Origin of the sequence: Gordonia sp. HS-NH1 (assembly GCF_001418765.1) — a bacterium.
In the GTDB taxonomy this organism is placed as follows: Bacteria; Actinomycetota; Actinomycetes; order Mycobacteriales; family Mycobacteriaceae; genus Gordonia.
In genome coordinates, this window is record NZ_LIYC01000002.1 from 232361 (window position 1) to 248973 (window position 16613).

The 16613-nt window shown below is 67.3% G+C and carries 18 protein-coding genes and 4 tRNA genes; 8 read left to right on the forward strand and 14 right to left on the reverse strand.

The genetic code is table 11. The features are described from left to right. Positions 1 to 20: 20 nt before the first annotated feature. The 4 genes from AMD30_RS02860 to AMD30_RS02875 all read right to left on the reverse strand — a co-directional run bounded on the left by AMD30_RS02860 (position 21) and on the right by AMD30_RS02875 (position 4757). Complete coding sequence (locus AMD30_RS02860) at positions 21 to 584, reverse strand: HIT family protein (RefSeq protein ID WP_004018806.1); 564 nt, start codon at positions 582 to 584, stop codon at positions 21 to 23. Beyond that, a complete protein-coding gene (thrS, locus tag AMD30_RS02865) occupies positions 577 to 2670 on the reverse strand; it encodes a threonine--tRNA ligase (protein ID WP_055474655.1) in 2094 nt (697 codons plus the stop codon). Before thrS ends, AMD30_RS02860 begins: the two co-directional genes overlap by 8 nt. 121 nt (positions 2671 to 2791) lie before the next feature. After that, complete coding sequence (locus AMD30_RS02870; RefSeq protein ID WP_055474656.1) at positions 2792 to 3316, reverse strand: TIGR02611 family protein; 525 nt, start codon at positions 3314 to 3316, stop codon at positions 2792 to 2794. Positions 3317 to 3359: 43 nt separating this feature from the next. Continuing rightward, positions 3360 to 4757 carry a glycosyltransferase 87 family protein gene (locus AMD30_RS02875; protein WP_084817183.1) on the reverse strand — a complete coding sequence of 466 codons (1398 nt, stop codon included), beginning with the start codon at positions 4755 to 4757 and terminating at the stop codon, positions 3360 to 3362. A gap of 148 nt (positions 4758 to 4905) precedes the next feature. Here AMD30_RS02875 and AMD30_RS02880 point away from each other — a divergent pair, with 148 nt between their 5' ends. After that, positions 4906 to 5442, forward strand: a complete 537-nt coding sequence (locus AMD30_RS02880; RefSeq protein ID WP_055474658.1) for a hypothetical protein — start codon at positions 4906 to 4908, stop codon at positions 5440 to 5442. Between the two features lie 46 nt (positions 5443 to 5488). Here AMD30_RS02880 and AMD30_RS02885 read toward each other — a convergent pair whose 3' ends face one another. From AMD30_RS02885 to AMD30_RS02895, 3 genes are read right to left on the reverse strand one after another with little or no spacing between them, the layout of a single operon-like run. Further along, positions 5489 to 5818: a hypothetical protein gene (locus tag AMD30_RS02885; protein ID WP_014926601.1), complete on the reverse strand. Its 330-nt coding sequence runs from the start codon at positions 5816 to 5818 to the stop codon at positions 5489 to 5491. An 11-nt stretch (positions 5819 to 5829) separates the two neighbouring features. Continuing rightward, positions 5830 to 6183, reverse strand: a complete 354-nt coding sequence (locus tag AMD30_RS02890; RefSeq protein ID WP_055474659.1) for a DUF732 domain-containing protein — start codon at positions 6181 to 6183, stop codon at positions 5830 to 5832. After that, the gene (locus AMD30_RS02895; RefSeq protein WP_010840919.1) at positions 6180 to 6554 is read right to left on the reverse strand and encodes a DUF732 domain-containing protein; all 375 of its coding nucleotides are present in this window, start codon (positions 6552 to 6554) and stop codon (positions 6180 to 6182) included. The genes AMD30_RS02890 and AMD30_RS02895 overlap by 4 nt, the downstream gene beginning before the upstream one ends. Positions 6555 to 6810: 256 nt before the next feature. On the opposite strand from AMD30_RS02895, the gene AMD30_RS02900 reads away from it, so the two are divergent. Continuing rightward, positions 6811 to 7569, forward strand: coding sequence for a GTP pyrophosphokinase (locus tag AMD30_RS02900; RefSeq protein WP_055474721.1), 759 nt, complete (start codon positions 6811 to 6813; stop codon positions 7567 to 7569). A 77-nt stretch (positions 7570 to 7646) separates the two neighbouring features. Here the strand turns inward: AMD30_RS02900 and AMD30_RS02905 are convergent. Both AMD30_RS02905 and AMD30_RS24430 read right to left on the reverse strand, forming a co-directional pair. Beyond that, positions 7647 to 7718: transfer RNA gene (locus AMD30_RS02905), tRNA-Val, on the reverse strand. Positions 7719 to 7815: 97 nt separating this feature from the next. Continuing rightward, positions 7816 to 8001: a hypothetical protein gene (locus AMD30_RS24430; RefSeq protein WP_084817184.1), complete on the reverse strand. Its 186-nt coding sequence runs from the start codon at positions 7999 to 8001 to the stop codon at positions 7816 to 7818. Between AMD30_RS24430 and AMD30_RS02910 the strand changes: the two genes are divergently transcribed. The 3 genes from AMD30_RS02910 to AMD30_RS02920 all read left to right on the forward strand — a co-directional run bounded on the left by AMD30_RS02910 (position 7972) and on the right by AMD30_RS02920 (position 8236). Beyond that, positions 7972 to 8044: transfer RNA gene (locus AMD30_RS02910), tRNA-Gly, on the forward strand. The two genes, AMD30_RS24430 and AMD30_RS02910, sit on opposite strands and share 30 nt — an antisense overlap. A 22-nt stretch (positions 8045 to 8066) precedes the next feature. Beyond that, positions 8067 to 8140 (forward strand) — tRNA-Cys (locus AMD30_RS02915). A gap of 21 nt (positions 8141 to 8161) precedes the next feature. After that, positions 8162 to 8236 (forward strand) — tRNA-Val (locus tag AMD30_RS02920). A gap of 41 nt (positions 8237 to 8277) precedes the next feature. On the opposite strand, the gene AMD30_RS02925 is transcribed toward AMD30_RS02920, so the two are convergent. From AMD30_RS02925 to AMD30_RS02940, 4 genes are read right to left on the reverse strand one after another with little or no spacing between them, the layout of a single operon-like run. Continuing rightward, the gene (locus AMD30_RS02925; protein WP_055474660.1) at positions 8278 to 9384 is read right to left on the reverse strand and encodes a CaiB/BaiF CoA transferase family protein; all 1107 of its coding nucleotides are present in this window, start codon (positions 9382 to 9384) and stop codon (positions 8278 to 8280) included. Next, complete coding sequence (locus AMD30_RS02930) at positions 9381 to 10025, reverse strand: TetR/AcrR family transcriptional regulator (protein ID WP_010840914.1); 645 nt, start codon at positions 10023 to 10025, stop codon at positions 9381 to 9383. The genes AMD30_RS02925 and AMD30_RS02930 overlap by 4 nt, the downstream gene beginning before the upstream one ends. Beyond that, positions 10006 to 11616, reverse strand: a complete 1611-nt coding sequence (locus tag AMD30_RS02935; protein ID WP_055474661.1) for a class I adenylate-forming enzyme family protein — start codon at positions 11614 to 11616, stop codon at positions 10006 to 10008. The genes AMD30_RS02930 and AMD30_RS02935 overlap by 20 nt, the downstream gene beginning before the upstream one ends. Continuing rightward, positions 11613 to 12251, reverse strand: coding sequence for a nitroreductase family protein (locus AMD30_RS02940; protein WP_010840912.1), 639 nt, complete (start codon positions 12249 to 12251; stop codon positions 11613 to 11615). Before AMD30_RS02940 ends, AMD30_RS02935 begins: the two co-directional genes overlap by 4 nt. 138 nt (positions 12252 to 12389) lie before the next feature. Between AMD30_RS02940 and AMD30_RS02945 the strand changes: the two genes are divergently transcribed. Genes AMD30_RS02945 through AMD30_RS02955 form a run of 3 tightly spaced genes read left to right on the forward strand, consistent with a single transcriptional unit; the run spans position 12390 to position 15735 of the window. Beyond that, positions 12390 to 14330, forward strand: a complete 1941-nt coding sequence (locus tag AMD30_RS02945; RefSeq protein ID WP_055474662.1) for a flavin-containing monooxygenase — start codon at positions 12390 to 12392, stop codon at positions 14328 to 14330. A 23-nt stretch (positions 14331 to 14353) separates the two neighbouring features. Next, positions 14354 to 15172, forward strand: a complete 819-nt coding sequence (locus tag AMD30_RS02950; RefSeq protein ID WP_055474663.1) for a sulfurtransferase — start codon at positions 14354 to 14356, stop codon at positions 15170 to 15172. Positions 15173 to 15177: 5 nt separating this feature from the next. Further along, entirely contained in the window at positions 15178 to 15735 is a 558-nt protein-coding gene (locus tag AMD30_RS02955; protein ID WP_055474664.1) for a GNAT family N-acetyltransferase, read from the forward strand. Here AMD30_RS02955 and AMD30_RS02960 read toward each other — a convergent pair. Continuing rightward, on the reverse strand, positions 15719 to 16567 hold the full coding sequence (locus tag AMD30_RS02960; RefSeq protein ID WP_197282730.1) for an aldo/keto reductase: 849 nt from the start codon (positions 16565 to 16567) through the stop codon (positions 15719 to 15721). The two genes, AMD30_RS02955 and AMD30_RS02960, sit on opposite strands and share 17 nt — an antisense overlap. Between the last annotated feature and the right edge of the window lie 46 nt (positions 16568 to 16613).

Below are 16613 nucleotides of genomic sequence, written 5' to 3' on the forward strand. Positions count from 1 at the left end.
CCGATCGCACGCCGCGTACGTCAGTCACCCAGACGTTGCCACGCGTCGGCCAGCAGTCCGCGGGTGTCCCGCAGCAACTGCGGCATGACCTTCGTCTCGCCCACGATCGTGATGAAGTTCGCGTCACCCATCCACCGCGGCACGATGTGCTGGTGGAGGTGCTCGGACAGCGAGCCACCCGCCGCGTAGCCGAGGTTCAGACCGACGTTGAAGGCGTTCGGGTTCGACACCGACTTGATGGTCCGGATCATCCGCTGGGTGAACGACATCAGCTCGGCCGATTCGGTGGCGGTCAGGTCCTCGAGGTCGGCGACCTGCCGGTACGGCACCACCATGGTGTGCCCCGGGTTGTACGGGTACAGGTTCAGCACCGCGTAGACGGCCTCGCCGCGCGCCACGATGAGGCCGTCCTCGTCCGACATGGTCGGGATGTCGAGGAACGGGTGCCCGGTCTTCTCCGCCGGCTGCGGGTCGGCGATGTAGGTCATCCGGTGCGGACTCCACAACCGCTGCAGGCGATCGCCGACGCCGACACCCTCGTCCCGGATCTCGCCGGGCGCGTCCCCGAACGCGGCGTCACTCATCGAGTGCCCCCGCCACCACGACCGTCTCCACGTCGCCCAGGGCGGTCTCGATCAGCTCCTTGGTGGGCGACTCGTTGCGCCTGCTCCGAACCCACTCGACGAGCACGGACACCGCGTCGGCGACCGGGACGCCGTTGACCTGGGTGCCGTCGCGGAAGCGGAAGCTCACCGCGCCGGCCTCGACGTCGCGTTCGCCGGCCAGCAGCATGAACGGCACCTTGCCGGTGGTGTGGTTGCGGATCTTCTTCTGCATCCGGTCGTCGGAGTTGTCGACCTCGGCACGGATTCCGGCGGACGCCAGCGAATCGACGACCCCCTGCAGGTGCCCGGCGAACGTCTCCGCGACCGGGATGCCCACGACCTGGACCGGCGACAACCAGGCCGGGAACGCACCCGCGTAGTGCTCGGTCAGCACACCGAAGAACCGCTCGATCGAACCGAACAACGCGCGGTGGATCATCACCGGGCGGTGCTTGGCTCCGTCGGAGGCGGTGTACTCGAGTTCGAAGCGCTCGGGCAGGTTGAAGTCGAGCTGGATGGTCGACATCTGCCAGGTACGGCCGAGTGCGTCGCGCGCCTGCACCGAGATCTTCGGGCCGTAGAAGGCCGCGCCGCCGGGGTCGGGGACGAGATCGAGCCCGGACGCCTGCGCGACTTCGGCGAGGGTGGCGGTCGCCTCCTCCCACGCCTCGTCGGACCCGACGAACTTCTTCGGGTCCTTGGTGGAGAGTTCGAGATAGAAGTCGTCGAGGCCGTAGTCCTTGAGCAGGTCGAGAACGAACTGCAGGGTCGAGGTCAGCTCGTCGCGCATCTGCTCGCGCGTGCAGTAGATGTGCGCGTCGTCCTGGGTCATGCCGCGCACGCGTGTCAGACCGTGGATGACACCGGACTTCTCGTACCGGTACACCGCGCCGAACTCGAACATCCGCAGCGGCAGTTCGCGATATGAACGGCCCCGGCCACGGAAGATCAGGTTGTGCATCGGGCAGTTCATCGGCTTGAGGTAATAGTCCTGCCCGGGTTTGCGAACCGCCCCGTCCTCGTCGTACTCGGCGTCGACGTGCATGGGCGGGAACATGCCGTCGCGGTACCAGTCGAGGTGTCCGGACACCTCGTAGAGGTGCGACTTGGTGATGTGTGGCGTGTTGACGAAGTCGTATCCGGCCGCGACATGGCGGGCACGCGAATAGTCCTCGAGCTCCTTGCGGATGATGCCGCCCTTGGGGTGGAACACCGGCAGGCCGGACCCGAGTTCGTCGGGGAAGCTGAACAGATCGAGTTCGGCGCCCAACTTGCGGTGGTCGCGCTTCTCCGCCTCGGCGAGCAGTTCCAGATAGGCGTCCTGGGCTTCGACCGACTCCCACGCGGTGCCGTAGATGCGCTGGAGGTCGGCGTTGTCCTGGTCACCGCGCCAGTAGGCCGCCGAGCTGCGGGTCAGCTTGAAGGCCGCGATGTACTTGGTGGTCGGGACGTGCGGCCCGCGGCACAGATCGCACCAGATGCGTTCGCCGGTACGAGGATTGAGGTTGTCGTAGACCGACAGCTCGCCACCGCCGACCTCCATGACCTCGGCGTCGTCGGCGGCGCCCTTGTCGTCGATGAGCTCGAGCTTGAACGGCTCACCTGCCAGCTCGGCACGGGCCTCGTCCTTCGACGCGTACACCCGCCGCGAGAATCGCTGACCCGACTTGATGATCTGCTTCATCTTCTTCTCGAGGGCGGCGATGTCCTCGGGTGTGAAGGGCTCGGCGACGTCGAAGTCGTAGTAGAAGCCGTCCTTGATCGGCGGACCGATGCCGAGCTTGGCCTCTGGGAAGAGCTCCTGGACCGCCTGTGCGAGAACGTGTGCGGATGAATGCCGGATCACGCTGCGGCCGGCCTCGGTGTTCGCGGCAACCGGTTCGACGTCGGTGTCGGCGTCGGGTGCCCACGACAGGTCGCGCAGATCGCCGTCCGCGTCACGGACGACGACGATGGCCTCCGGCCCCTTGTTGGGGAACACGGCCTCGCGCAGTGCGGTGCCCGCGGTCGTCCCAGCCGGCACACGGATCGTGGCGGGGCTGGTCACCTGGACGTCGTCGGGCACGGGGGCGCTCCTAGGGTCGGGGCGGACACGCGAAGACGCGTCCGGGTCGGGACGTTTGCGACTCTGATGGTATCCGCGCCGCGTCGTCGTGGAGTGCACCCCTACCTTGTGGCCCTCGCGATCAGCCGAAGACGGGACTCGCCAGCCAGCTGTAGTCCAGGCCCACCCAGCCGGCGACGGTGTGCAGGGCTCCGAGCAACCACAGGGTCGCGATCACGATCGCGCAGGTGCCGAGCCAGAAGATGGCCTGCACCGACCAGTGCTGGCGGCCGATCCATTCCATCCAGGCGTCGTACTTGGCCCGCGCGAACTTCAGCAGCCGGTGCGCCCACTCGAACTCGGACGACAGGATTCCCAGCCCGAGGAACACGATGAGCCATCCGGGGCCCGGGTACGGGATCGCGAGGATGCCGCAGAGCAGGACGATCGTGCCGATGGTCCCGACCGCGATGCGGTAGATGCCGTGCCAGCGAGGGTTGCTGCGCACCACGAACCGACGGTGGCGGGCGAGGATTCGCAGGCGGTGCCGGCGGGATCCGCGGTCGACGTCGGCGCGCCCGGCAGCAGGATTCGACGAAACGCTCCGCGCCGGGTCCGGTGTGGAGGTCTCGTTCACTCCGGACTCGCTCGCCCCCGGTGTCGGCATCGTCTCCCACCCTGTTCGTTCGGCCCGGAAAGTGACGTCCAGGCTACGCGATCACAGCGGCGTCCTCCGGCGCCGGCAGGCTCGGCGTTCGACGGCGACGCCACATGAGCGCGGCGTCGATCAGCGTCGCGGACACCGTGACCGCGAGCAGAAGCGGATAGCACCCGGAGTACAGCACGACGAGCACGTCGTCGACGATGGAGCCGTTCGGGTCGCGCGGCATCATGAACAGCCCCAGGGCGATCGCGTGATCCGACGTCAGGTAGGGCCCGCTGTCCCAACAGTGCCGCCACCAGGTGAACGTCAGGGCGACCACGCCCATCGGAGCGAGCCAGTACCACCACGCACCCGCCGTCCTCCCCCGCCGAATGGCCAGGTCGAGCGCGACGATGAACAGGGGTACGCACCAGACCCAGTGGTGCCCCCACGCGAAAGGCGAGACCGCACACATCGTCATCCCGACGATCGTCGCGGCGAGAAGGTCGCGCGACTCGCGATGAGCGAGGACCGCGGCGAGCAACCCCAGACCGGCGACGATCAGCGCGAGCGGCAGCCACAGCCACGTCGGCGCCACGAAGACGGGCCCGCCGGGCGCGCGCTCGGCAAACCGTCCGATGTCGCAGTGGGCCAGCAACTGGGACACGAATCCGCGCACCGACTGGTTGGCGGGTGAATCCGCCCGGCCGATGCGGTCCGTGTCGGCGAGGTGACGGGTCCAGTAGGCCCACGAGTCGGCCGGAACGATCAGGAATCCGATCGCCACGGTCGCCGCGAAGGTCGCCACCGCGGTGCCGGCCGCACGCCATTGCCGGGTCACCAGCAGGTAGACGACGGCGAACAGCGGCGTCAGTTTGAGTCCGGCGGCGACTCCGATGGCCACCCCGCGCCACCGTGAGCACCTCCCGAGAAACACCAGGTCGATCAGGATCAACGCCATCACCAGAAGGTTGACCTGGCCGAGCCAGATGGTGGTGCGGATCGGCTCGAGGGCGGTCGACGCGATCGCGATCAGCACGGCGAACACGCCGAGACGCGCATCGAGTCGGTAGTTCAGGCTCCGGAGACTCATCGCGACGACGCCCGCGAGCGCGGCGAAACCGATCGCCCACCAGACCATTCGGGCCATGCTCTCGGTGAGCAGAGCCAGCGGGACGAAGACCAGTCCGGCGAACGGCGGGTAGGTGAAGTGCAGACGCCACAGGACAGGGGCGTCGTACAGCGGTGCGGCGTCGAGCACGGTGGCGGCGCCCGCCCGGTAGACGCGGACGTCGGTGGCGTTCTCGAACAGTCCGTAGAACGGGTTGGTGATGGGGAATGCCGCGATGTGCCAGGCGATCACCGTGATCGCGATGACGGCCGCCCCGACGATCGCTGCCGTCGACACCGATGCGGGCGCAGGGCGTGACGACTCCGGCAGTTCGACGGCAGTCCTCTCGGCCACGCGGCGAGAGTACGCCCGAATTGTGACATGGCTCACTCGAAACGCCGCGGGAAGCGGTCGGTTGTTCGGCAGACAGTCGGGTTCCGACGGTTCGGGGCGGGCTACCGTTGATCCCGGTGGGTGACGAGATCACCTTGGGGACGACACCATGCCACCGAAAGCGCCCTGGACACTCGGGCCGGCACTCGCTGCGGCGACTCTGACACTGGCCGTGGCCTGCATAGACAACGGCATCGAGCGGGCCGCGATGACGCGCGCCACCTCGTCGAGCCCAGTCGACGGTCCGGCTCCACCGATTCGCATCGCGGTCGAGACCCCGTCCGACGTCGTGCGCCCGCGGATCGACCTCTGGCCGCTCCCCGACGACGCCGCCCTCAGGCCCGAGCAGCGCCGTGCCGCCGAGGCACTCGTCCGTCTGTCGTCAGGAAGCGACGGCGAGAAGCTCGCGCAGCGGTCCGCATGCCGTCTTCTGAGCGACATCCAGTCACCGCCCCTCGACGCCCCGGGGTGGCGGGTACGGATCGTCGCCACGGACACGATGCAGTACGGCCACGCACTCCTCGCCGCACCGCAGCAACGGTCCGCGGACGATGCGGTCGTCGTGTTGGCACGGCTTCTTCACGACATCGACGCGGTGGCGGGGCCTTACCGGCCCGTGTTCGTGCAGGGGTGCAGTCCTTACTGAGCTCGACCGATCGCCGCGCCGCACTCACGGAACGCCGGTGCGGCAACTACCACTGCCACCGCAAACCGGCGCTGTTCGACTGCCGGCACGTGGCGGTGCCGTCGGTTTGATAGACCATCGCGCGAGCACCGAGTTTCGGGCAGGGGGTGCCGATACGGACCTTGGGCGCACGGGTTACGGCGTAGCTGCGCCAACCAGCTACTTCGGCGGAGCAGTACAGCGTGCCGTCGGCAGAGTCCATGCCGTACTCGTGCTGATAGCAGGGTCCGCCTTCGCGTTGAACCGAAGACGGCGCCGCCGACGCCCCGCCGACGCCGGCCACAGCGCCGATGACCGCTGCTGCCATGACTATTCCGGCGACGGACTTTCTGGCCATCAGTGATCTCCTCAGAAGTTCTCGTAGCGATATGCGTGGCGAGGACAGAGGTCCTGGGTCGCGTAGAGCAAGAACAGTCGCTGTTCGTAAGCAGGCTGGTAGCTGCCGTCAGGGTTGTAGAAGACCCGCTCGGCAATCTGAGTGTCCGCATGTCGGTCCATGACCCCACAGGCCCGGTAGCCGCCTGCAACCATTTCCGCGTCAGTGGTGTAGCGACTGTTCGGCCAGGCTGCAGTGGGTAGGGTTCGCGCCTTGTTGACGAAAGCCTGCTCGGCGACAGTGATGGCGGACGATTGCCCGGTGCCGACGAGCAGACCCGCACCCAGTGCCATCGTGGCCAGCATTCCGGTGATGAGTCGTTTCATTGGCAGAGTTCTGTCTGCGCGGCGGTGACGACCATGGCGGAGTTCTCCTTGCTGAGAAACAGTCCGTCCGCTGCGTACAGCGCGTGGGCGATGGACGATGACGAACGGCCGGTGTCCAGCTGACCGCACACCCAGTAGCCGGTGTGAAGCGCGTCGTCAGCTGTGGTGAAACGTCGGCTACAACCGCTGGCGCCGTCGCCGGGATGGTCGAAGCACGACGCCGCTCCGGGGGTTGTTGTGTAGATCCCCTGCGACTGCAGAATGGCGAGATAGTCGCCGCGCGATGCCGAGGCATCACCGGCACCGAACGCGACAACGACAGCCGATGTGAGCGCGGCGACTCCAGCAAGCCAGCCACAGCGTGTGGTCATGTCTGTCTCCAAGCGTCCGCCTGCAGCCGTGAGCCACCGATCGCTACAACTGCCGCCGCATCGTATCCATCCGCGGTGCCGAAACTTGAGGTCACTGGCTTTGTTCATCCGATCAATCGAACGCCGCACTGCAGCGTGGATGCCGTCCGCCATTGCGCTCGACCGGTCGCGGCGCCCATGGAACGGTCCGGGCTTCTATGGTCGGTGGTCGGTGGTCGATTGTGTGTCCACCGGTTCGTGTACCCGCGGAGGAGCGATGACAGTATCCAGCGACAGTCCGATCGACCGGGAGATCCTCGACCATCTGGCCCACATGCGGGACGACCTGACCCGGTTTCAGATGGAGTACCAGTTCGCGGTCGACGAGATCCTGACCAAGGTGACCATCCTGCGTACAGAGTTTCTCCACCTGCACCACTACAACCCCATCGAGCACGTGACCTCGCGGGTCAAGACACCCGAGAGCATCCTCCGCAAGGCGATGCGCAAGGGCATCTCTCCTGACCTGCCGTCGATCCGCGCACAACTGACCGACATCGCCGGCATCCGCGTCACGTGCAGCTTCATCGCGGACACCTACCGAATCCTGGAGACCCTGACCTCACACGACGACATCCGGGTCATCGAGATCAAGGACTACATCGCGGCGCCCAAACCCAACGGCTACAAGAGTTTGCACGCGATCGTCGCGATCCCGGTGTTCCTGTCCACGGGTCCCGTCGAGGTCGTGGTCGAACTCCAGATCCGGACCGTGGCGATGGACTTCTGGGCCACGCTGGAGCACAAGATCTTCTACAAGTACGACGGCCGCGTCCCGGACCACCTGTCGGCAGAGCTCGCTTCGGCGGCCCGCACGGCGAACGAACTGGATCAGCGGATGGAGCGGCTGCACGCCGAGGTTCACGGCGACACGACCAGTTCGGCGCGGGGCCCCATCGACGACGACGTGATCCGGTATCTACGGCAGCACTCGTTCACGCCGGAGGTAGCGGAAAGTCGTCCGGAGTCGTCCTGACCGTAGGTGCCGAACCGCGGAAGCGCCCCCAACGACAAGAGCCTCGCCGGGAATTCGGCGAGGCTCTTGTCGTTCGGTGGTCCCGGCTGGGATCGAACCAGCGACCTTCCCGGTGTGAACGGGACGCTCTTCCACTGAGCCACGGGACCGTGTCGGGCGCCTCTTGTCAGTGACAGGGGCGCCTGTGCACGAGCCAGAAGATTACACGGGTTGCGCAGAAGTCCCAAATTCCGGCGGTGGGCCATGTCACTGCATGGCGATCTGCACCCGCGGGTGAATCACATGCTGCGGATTCACTCTCGCCCACGCCTCTGACCAGGCGATTTGGATAGTTCGGAAACCATCGCGTAAGTTTCTCTTCGCACCGCGAGCAGCAAGATCCACAAGATCGCTCGTGGGCATGCGGATGTAGCGCAGCTGGTAGCGCATCACCTTGCCAAGGTGAGGGTCGCGGGTTCGAATCCCGTCATCCGCTCGGCGCGAGTCGACTCGCATCTGGTGGTGTGGCCGAGTGGTGAGGCAACGGCCTGCAAAGCCGTGTACACGGGTTCGATTCCCGTCGCCACCTCCAACGCTGCACAATTCCATACCCGCGCGATTAGCTCAGTGGGAGAGCGCTTCCCTGACACGGAAGAGGTCACAAGTTCAATCCTTGTATCGCGCACCACGACAAAACCCCCGGTCTGACCGGGGGTTTTTCGTTTGCGATCAGCGTGCCGTCGCGGTCGCCACCGACCATTCGTCGACGATCTCCCCCAGCCCGACCGCCGACGGCGAGGAGGGGGCGGGCAGCACGGTCCGCGAGAAGCGCGGCGCGGGCGCCGGCGTGATCGCGTCGTCCAGGCGGACGAACGAGCCCCGCTGCACCGCGACCGGGTCAGCGGCGGCCTCGTCGAAGTCGAGAACCGGTGTCACACAGGCGTCTACATCGGCGAACACACTCCCCCAGTCGTCGCGCGTGCGCGTTCCGAATCGGGCTTGCAGTGCGGCGCCGATCACCGGCCACGAGGCGCGGTCCCACCGGTCGGGCAGATCACCCACCCCGAGGGTGTCGACCAGATTCCGCCAGAACTTCTCCTCGAGCGCGCCGACGGCGATGAATCTGCCGTCGGCGCACCGATACGTGGTATAGAACGGCGCCGACCCGTCGAGCAGGTTGCCCTGGTCCCGAGAACGCCAGCGTCCGGCCGCCTTCCATGACCACTGCAGCGCGGCGAGCAGGCCGGCGCCGTCGACCATCGCGGCGTCGATCACCTGACCGCGACCGGTGCGCGTGCGGTCGTGCAGGGCGGCCAGCACCCCGACGATGAGCAGCATCGAGCCACCGCCGAAGTCGCCGACGAGCGAGAGCGGCGGCACCGGCGGCGCTCCGGCCGGACCCATCGCCTCGAGTACACCGGTGACCGCCAGATAGTTGATGTCATGTCCCGCGCTCGGGGCGCGGTCGCCGTCCTGCCCCCATCCGGTCATCCGTGCATAGATGAGTCGCGGTGCGTCGGAGCAGATCTCGGGACCGAGTCCGAGACGTTCCATCACGCCCGGCCGAAAACCCTCCACGACGATGTCGGCGCGCATGATCAGCTCGCGGATGCGGGCCAGGTCGGCGGGGTCCCTGACGTCGGCGTCGACACTGCGTCGTGACCGGTACAGACCGGCGTCGGCAGCCGGAATGCCGTCGGGCCCGGGCAGATCGGGGCCGGGGCGCCGGATCCGGAGGACGTCGGCGCCGAGATCGGCGAGCAGCATGCACGCGTGCGGCGTCGGCCCGAGACCGGGCATCTCCACCACCCGCACCCCGGCGAGCGGGCCGCTCACGACGTCGGACGGTGGTGGAGCACGCCACCGATCGTGAAGTCGACGTAGTCGCGTGCCAGCTGGTCGACATCGTGGGAGTCGTTGAGCCACCAGCTGATCCCGTTCATCAGGTCCAGCACCGCGACCGCGGATCGGTGCGGGTCGCGAACCTCGAACAGCCCCATCCGTGCACCGGCGTCGATGACATCGCGGATACGACGCTGGTAGTACTTGCGGTAGTCGGTGACCACGCGTCGGTGCTCGGGCGTCAGCGCCGACAGCTCCCGGAGGGCGACAAGGTGTTCCACCCGGTGTCGCGCCAGTCGCCGGACGTGCGCCTCGATGAGGTTCGTCAGCCGTTCGACGGGACCGCCCTCGGCATCGAGCAGCAGCAGGTCCTCCTGCGGGTCCTCGGTCATGCGCAGCGCGATCGCGTAGAGGATCTCCTCCTTCGACTGGAAGTGGTTGTAGAGACTCGCCCCTCGCATACCGACGGCCTGGGCGATGTCGCGCATCCCGGCGTTGGAATATCCGTGTTCGGCGAAGTAACCGGCGGCGGCCTCGACGATCTCGTCGCGGCGCCGGCGTGGCCGTCGATCCGTCCGCTGCCGGTGATCGTCGGCTGCCTCGATGGCGTCGTCCTCAGCCCTGACCGGTTCCATAGGCCTTCCTCAACTCGCGTTTGAGCAGTTTGCCCTGAGCATCGGTCGGCAGTGCATCGACGACGTAGACCTCCTTGGGCACCTTGTACGATGCCAGGTCGGTCCGGCAGTACTCGCGGATGTCGGCACCGGTGTGTTCCGCGCCGGGGCGGAGCACCACGAAACCGGTGACGGCCTCCGACCAGTACGGGTCGGGCAACCCCACGACGGCGGCGCGCTCGACGTCGGGATGCGCCTGCAGCACTCGCTCGACCTCTTGCGAGGCGACGTTGAAGCCGCCGGTCTTGATCATGTCCTTGCGCCGGTCGCGGAAGAACAGGTTGCCCTCGGCGTCGATACGGACGATGTCACCGGTGTGCACCCAACCGCCCTCGAAGACCTGCGCGGTGCGTTCGGGGTCCTTGAAGTAGCCCAGCATGACCGACGGTGTGCGGCACAGCAGCTCGCCCTCCTCGGCGTCGTTGCCGTCGGCGTCGACGACCCGGACCTCCAGGTGCCCGACCGGTTTGCCGATCCAGGTCGGGTCCTGATCCGGCACGTCCTCGAGCCGCCGGAACCAGCCGACGGAGCCGAGCTGGGTGAGTTCGGACTGCCCCCAGTAGGTGCCCCACACCGATTCCGGAGTGGCCGCGGCCCACGCGTCGACCGCATGCGGCGACACCTGACCGCCGTAGGTGAGGCACCGACGTACCGAACCCACTGTGGCGGGGCCGAAGTCGGGGTGGTTGGCCAGCGCGATGAAGAACGTCGGCGTCTGCGCCAGCACCGAGATCTTCTCGTCCCGGATCATCCGCAACGCCGTCGCCGGGTCGACCGCGGCCGGCAGTACCAGGGTCGCGCCCAGCAGCGTCAGCGACGTCAGCGAACCGATTCCGGCGATGGTGTGGAACGGCATGACGTAGAGCCACACGTCGTCGTTGCGGCAGCGCAGCCCCCACGTGTATGCGGGCGAGGTGGAGATGAGGTAGTTCCGGTGAGCGATCTCGACGCCCTTGGGCGTCGACTCGGTCCCGCTGGTGTAGACGATCATCGCGAGGTCGTGTTCGTCGACGTCGCAGTCGGGTTCGGAATCGTCTGCCGCGGCGACCGACTCGTCGAAGGAGTTCCACGAGTTCGCGTCGTCGTCACCGACGACGAGCACCGAGATGCCGAGACCGTCGGCGATGGGACCGGCCAGCGCGGACAGGGGTTCTTCGACGACGAGCACCGTCGGCTCCAGGTGACGGAGCTGCTGTGCGACTTCGCCTTCCCGGAACATCGGGCTCACGCCGGAGTACGCGGCGCCGACCTTCAGCGCGCCGTAGTAGGTGGCGACCGTCTCGACCCGGTTGCGGCTCATCACCGCCACCCGGTCCCCTCGTCCGACGCCGAGGTCGAGCAGCACATGCGCGACCCGATTGGCCATCGAGTCGAGTTCCGCGTACGACGTCGACGTCCGTCCGCCCTGCGCGTCGTAGGCCACGATCGCCGGTGTCGAACCCTGGGACCGGGCCAGGCGTCGTAGTTGGTCACCGACGGTGGCCCGGCCGAGCTTCGAGGTCTGTGCCGATGTGAGTGCGCGGGTGCTGGAGTCCACGGCGGGGGCGCTCACGCGAACATCCGGTTGTCGAACCGGTCGAGGAAGGTGATCTCCTCGACCGGGGTCCGGGTCAGCTTGCGGGGGAAGTCGTCACGCGGGTAGCCGACGGCGATGTGCGCGGCGGTCAGGTATCCCTCGGGAATGCCGAGGAGGTCCTTCACCTCGTTCTCGGCGGCGCACAGCAGGGTTGTCAGCGCGGTCGCCACGCCCTGTTGCCGGAGCGCGAGGGTGAGGTTCTGCACGCTCGGGTAGATCGACGCCCCGCCGACGACGCTGAGCCTGCCGAGCTCGTGGTCGGTGGGGTGCAGTCCTTCCATCTCGGCGCAGACCACGATGAGGGCGGGCACCTCGGCGAGATGATGAGCGAAGTAGTTCGCACTCTCCACGGTCTTGGGTACCGCACCGACCTTCTTCGAACCCTCGACGACCGCCGCGTAGTAGCCCTCCCAGAACGGCAGGTAGAGGTCGGCGAGCGCCTTCTTCGTGACCTCGTCGCGGACGACCACCCAGCGAACGGGCTGCCGGTTGCCGCCCTGCGGGCCGAACCGCGCGTCGTCGAACGCCCGGTACAGCACGTCGTCCTCGACGGGCCGCTCGCTGAAGTAGCGGCAGGTGCCCGTCGTGCGCATTGCTTCGCTGAGATCCATGTCCATCCTCCGTGATCACTAACCAGCGTTAGTATGACTGAGCCCACACTTACACACGCCGATCGCGGCGTCAATAGTCGATATCGGTGTCTGAAGTTGGTATTGACGAGGCACTACTAACAGTGGTTAGTTTCAGTCATGACATCCGTTTCCCTACGGTCGACCCGGCCGCACACCGCGGAGATCCGCGCGGCGGTCGCCGACGGCAACATCCCGACCCTGCTCGCCGTTCTCGTGGAGATGACCGGCGACCGGCGGTGGATGGCGGACCGGTACCGCCCGACGCGTAGCCGCGGCATGGACGACAACTCCTCGGGCGGTCTCGCCGAGGACATCCAGCAGGAGATCCGCGAGGCGGTCGTCGACGCCCTCGACGACTGGTATGACCGCGGTCGTCCCGAGCGGAAGCCGGCCGACGAGACCCTCGTCGCCGCACTGATGTCGTTCACCGCGGGCGAGCAGGTGGCTCCGGAATTCGCGCCGATGATGACCGAGATCGTCCGCGGAGACCTGCGGGGTAGGCATCTCCCGACCCTGCCGGCCGATCTCGCGACGTCGATCGACGCGCTGGTGATCGGTGCCGGAGTGGCCGGCATGCTGATCTCCACGCAGCTCGCCGCGGCCGGCGTCGAGCACACCGTGCTGGAGAAGAACGACGAGGTGGGCGGCTCGTGGTACGAGAACCACTACCCCGGCGCCGGGGTCGACACACCGAGCTACCTGTACTCGATCTCGTCCTTCGACCACCCCTGGTCGACACACTTCGGGAAACGCGACGAGGTGCAGGGCTACCTGCAGGCCTTCGCCGACCGGCACGCGGTGCGTGACCGGGTCCGATTCGGCACCGAGGTCCTCTCGGCCGCCTACGACACCGACACCCAGCGCTGGACGGTCCACGTCCGTGACCGCGACGGCCACCAGGACACACTCACCGCCCGGATCCTGATCAGCGCGGTCGGAATCCTCAACCGTCCCAAGCTTCCCGAGCTCCCGGGCATGGCCGGCTTCACCGGCCCGATCTTCCATTCCGCGCAGTGGCCCGACGAACTGGACGAGCCCGGCGCCCTCACGGGCAAGCGGGTCGCCATCGTCGGGTCCGGTGCCAGTGCGATGCAGATCGGGCCGGCGATCGCCGATCGAGTCGGGTCCCTGACGATCTTCCAGCGCTCACCGCAGTGGATCGCGCCGAACGACGACTACTTCGCACCGGTCGGCGACAACGTGCACTGGCTGATGGACAACCTCCCCGGATATCGCGAGTGGTATCGCGCACGGCTGTCGTGGATCTTCAACGACAAGGTCCACTCCACCCTGCACGTCGACCCGGACTGGCCGGAGCAGACCGCGTCGATCAACGCGGTCAATCACGGTCACCGCGAGTTCTATCTCCGCTACCTGCGCTCCGAGCTGGGCGACCGCGCCGACCTCGTCGACCTGTCGACCCCCGACTACCCGCCCTTCGGGAAGCGGATGCTGTTGGACAACGGCTGGTTTCGCATGTTGCGCAGGTCGAATGTCGAGCTGGTCCCGCATGGTGTCGAGCGCGTCACACCCGGCGGGCTCGTCGACGGCACCGGCACCGCACACGACTTCGACATCATCGTCTTCGCGACCGGATTCCACAGCGACCGCTACCTGTACCCCATGGACATCGTGGGACGCAGCGGGCAGAACACGGTCGAGGCGTGGGGTGATCACGACGCCTACGCCTATCTCGGCATCACCGCCCCCGATTTCCCCAACCTGTTCATCCTCACCGGACCGAACACCGCCCTGGGACACGGCGGCAGCTTCATCAGCATCCTGGAATACCAGGTGCGCTACGTCTGTGATGCCATTCGCGCGATGATCGAGAACCGTTTGGGCGCACTGGAAGTACGGCGGGATGTCACCGACGAATACAACGATGCCGTCGACCGTGCCCACGCGACGATGGTGTGGACGCACCCGGCGATGACCAACTGGTACCGCAACCCCGATGGCCGCGTCGTCGCCGTCCTGCCGTGGCGGATCGTCGACTACTGGGCGCGCACGCGCACCGTCGACCTCGCGGACTTCCTCGCCGAACCTCTCCGGTGACCGACGGGACTACGGTGTCTGTCATGACCTCGCTCATCTCCGCCCCCGACCTCGCCGCCCGTCTCGGCGAGGAGAACCTGCGCATCGTCGACGCGACCGTTCACCTGACCTTCGACGCCGACGGCGCCCATGTCGCCTCCGGGCGCGACACCTATCTGGCCGGGCACCTGCCGGGCGCGGTGTTCGCCGACCAGATCGCCGACCTCAGCGATCCCGACGGCGAAGCGCCCTTCGCGGCAGCCGACTCGGCCCGATTCGCCGCGGCGATCGGCGGCCTGGGGATCGGCGACGACTCGACCGTCGTCGTCTACGACACCGTGAACGGCATCTGGGCCACCCGCCTGTGGTGGCAGTTCGGACTCGAGGGCTTCGACGACGTGCTCGTCCTCGACGGCGGGTACTCCGCCTGGACCGCGGCCGGTCTGCCGGTCGAGACCGGCGAGGTCACCCATCCGGCAGCATCATTCACCCCGCGTCGCCGGCCCGAGCGCGTCGTGTCCACCGCCGAGGTCGCCGACGCCACCGCCGATTCTTCTGTCCTGCTGGTCAACGCGCTCGACCGCGAATCGTTCGCGAACGGCCACATCCCGTCCAGTGTCAACGTCCCGTTCGGTGACCTCGTCGACGACTCCGGCCGACTCCGGCCACTCGAGGAGTTGCGCGAGCTGTTCGGCAACGCGGGCGCCCTCGACCCGTCGGTGCGGCCGGTCACCTACTGCGGCGGCGGGATCGCGGCCACCGCCGCCGCTTTCGCGCTGCGCACCCTCGGCCGGGAGGACGTCGCCGTCTACGACGGGTCGATGAACGCCTGGACCGCCGACCCCGCTCGTCCGCTGTCGTGACAGACGTGGACGACATCGCCTTCGCCGTCGAACTCGTGACCGATCCCGCCGCCGCAGCCTCGGTCGCGGATGTGGCCGCACGCACGTTCCCGCTCGCGTGCCCACCGCACGCGACCCCCGACGACATCTCCGGTTTCATCGAAAACAAACTGCGCGAGAACAACTTTCGCGAACACATCGCCGAGCCGCAGACCGACGTCCTGGTGGCACGCGACGGCGCCGGCGGTCCGATCGTGGGTTACGCGCTGGTCTTCCACCGAGAACCGACCGACCCCGACGTGTGTGCCGTCGTCACCGGACGTCCGGTCACCGAGGTGTCGAAGCTGTACGTACTCCCCGACCATCACTCCCGCCAGGGCGCCAGCCCGTCCCGTCTGCTGATGACCGCGGCGCTCGAGCGTGCCCGATCACACGGCAGCAGCGTCGTGTGGCTCGGTGTCAACCAGCAGAACGTCCGCGCCCAGCGGTTCTACGCGAAGATGGACTTCACGCGTGTCGGAGAGAAGACCTTCGCCCTCGGGGACAGCGTCGAGCACGATTACGTGTTCACACTGCGGCTGTGAGCCGGCGGATGTCCACGTCCCCCAGTTCGATGCGGGACGCGGCCACGTTCGCGCGCAGGTGGCTGACGCTGCTCGTTCCGGGAAGAGGTATCACGGTCCCCTGGGTCTGACGCGCGCATTGGTGGACCCACGCGAGCGCGACCTGTCCGGCCCCGACCCCGAGCTCCGAAGCGATACGAGAGAGCTCGTGTGCGAGCTCCCCGTCGGCGTTCTGGTTCAGGACCCCGTGCCCCATCGGCGAGTGCGCGACCAACGCGATTCCCAGCTCCGCGAGTGTCGGCAGGTAGTCCTCGACACCGCGCTGCGTCAGTGACCACTGTTCCTGCACTGCCGCAATCGGATGCACGGCGTGTGCACGGCGGATGTCCTCGAGCGTGACATTCGACAGTCCCAGAGCGCGGATCTTGCCGGCCTGCTTCAACTCGGCCATCGCCTCGACGGTCTCCTCGATCGGCGTCTCCTCGCTGCGGTGATGCAGGTAGTAGAGGTCGAGGTGATCGACACCGAGCCGACCAAGCGAACCGTCGACGGCTGTGCGCACGGTCGCGGGATCGGCGCGCACGTACCAGTCGTCGTGACGACCTGAGTCACCCCGGTACACGCCGAACTTGCTACAGAGGGTGATCTGATCGCGATGGGAACCCAGTGCCCGTCCGACTATGTCCTCGTTGCCGTACATCTCGGCGGTGTCGAGAAGTGTGACTCCTTCGTCGAGCGCCACCTGCACGAGCGTGGCCGGGTCACGGTCGCTGTCGCCCCATCCGTCGTCGGTCAGTCGCATCAGCCCGAGCCCTTGGACGGGCACCCCGTCAGTCCAGATCGCAGCGGTCATGGAGAGCACGCTACGACCTCAAGCGTGCGGGCCGACCATGGTGTCG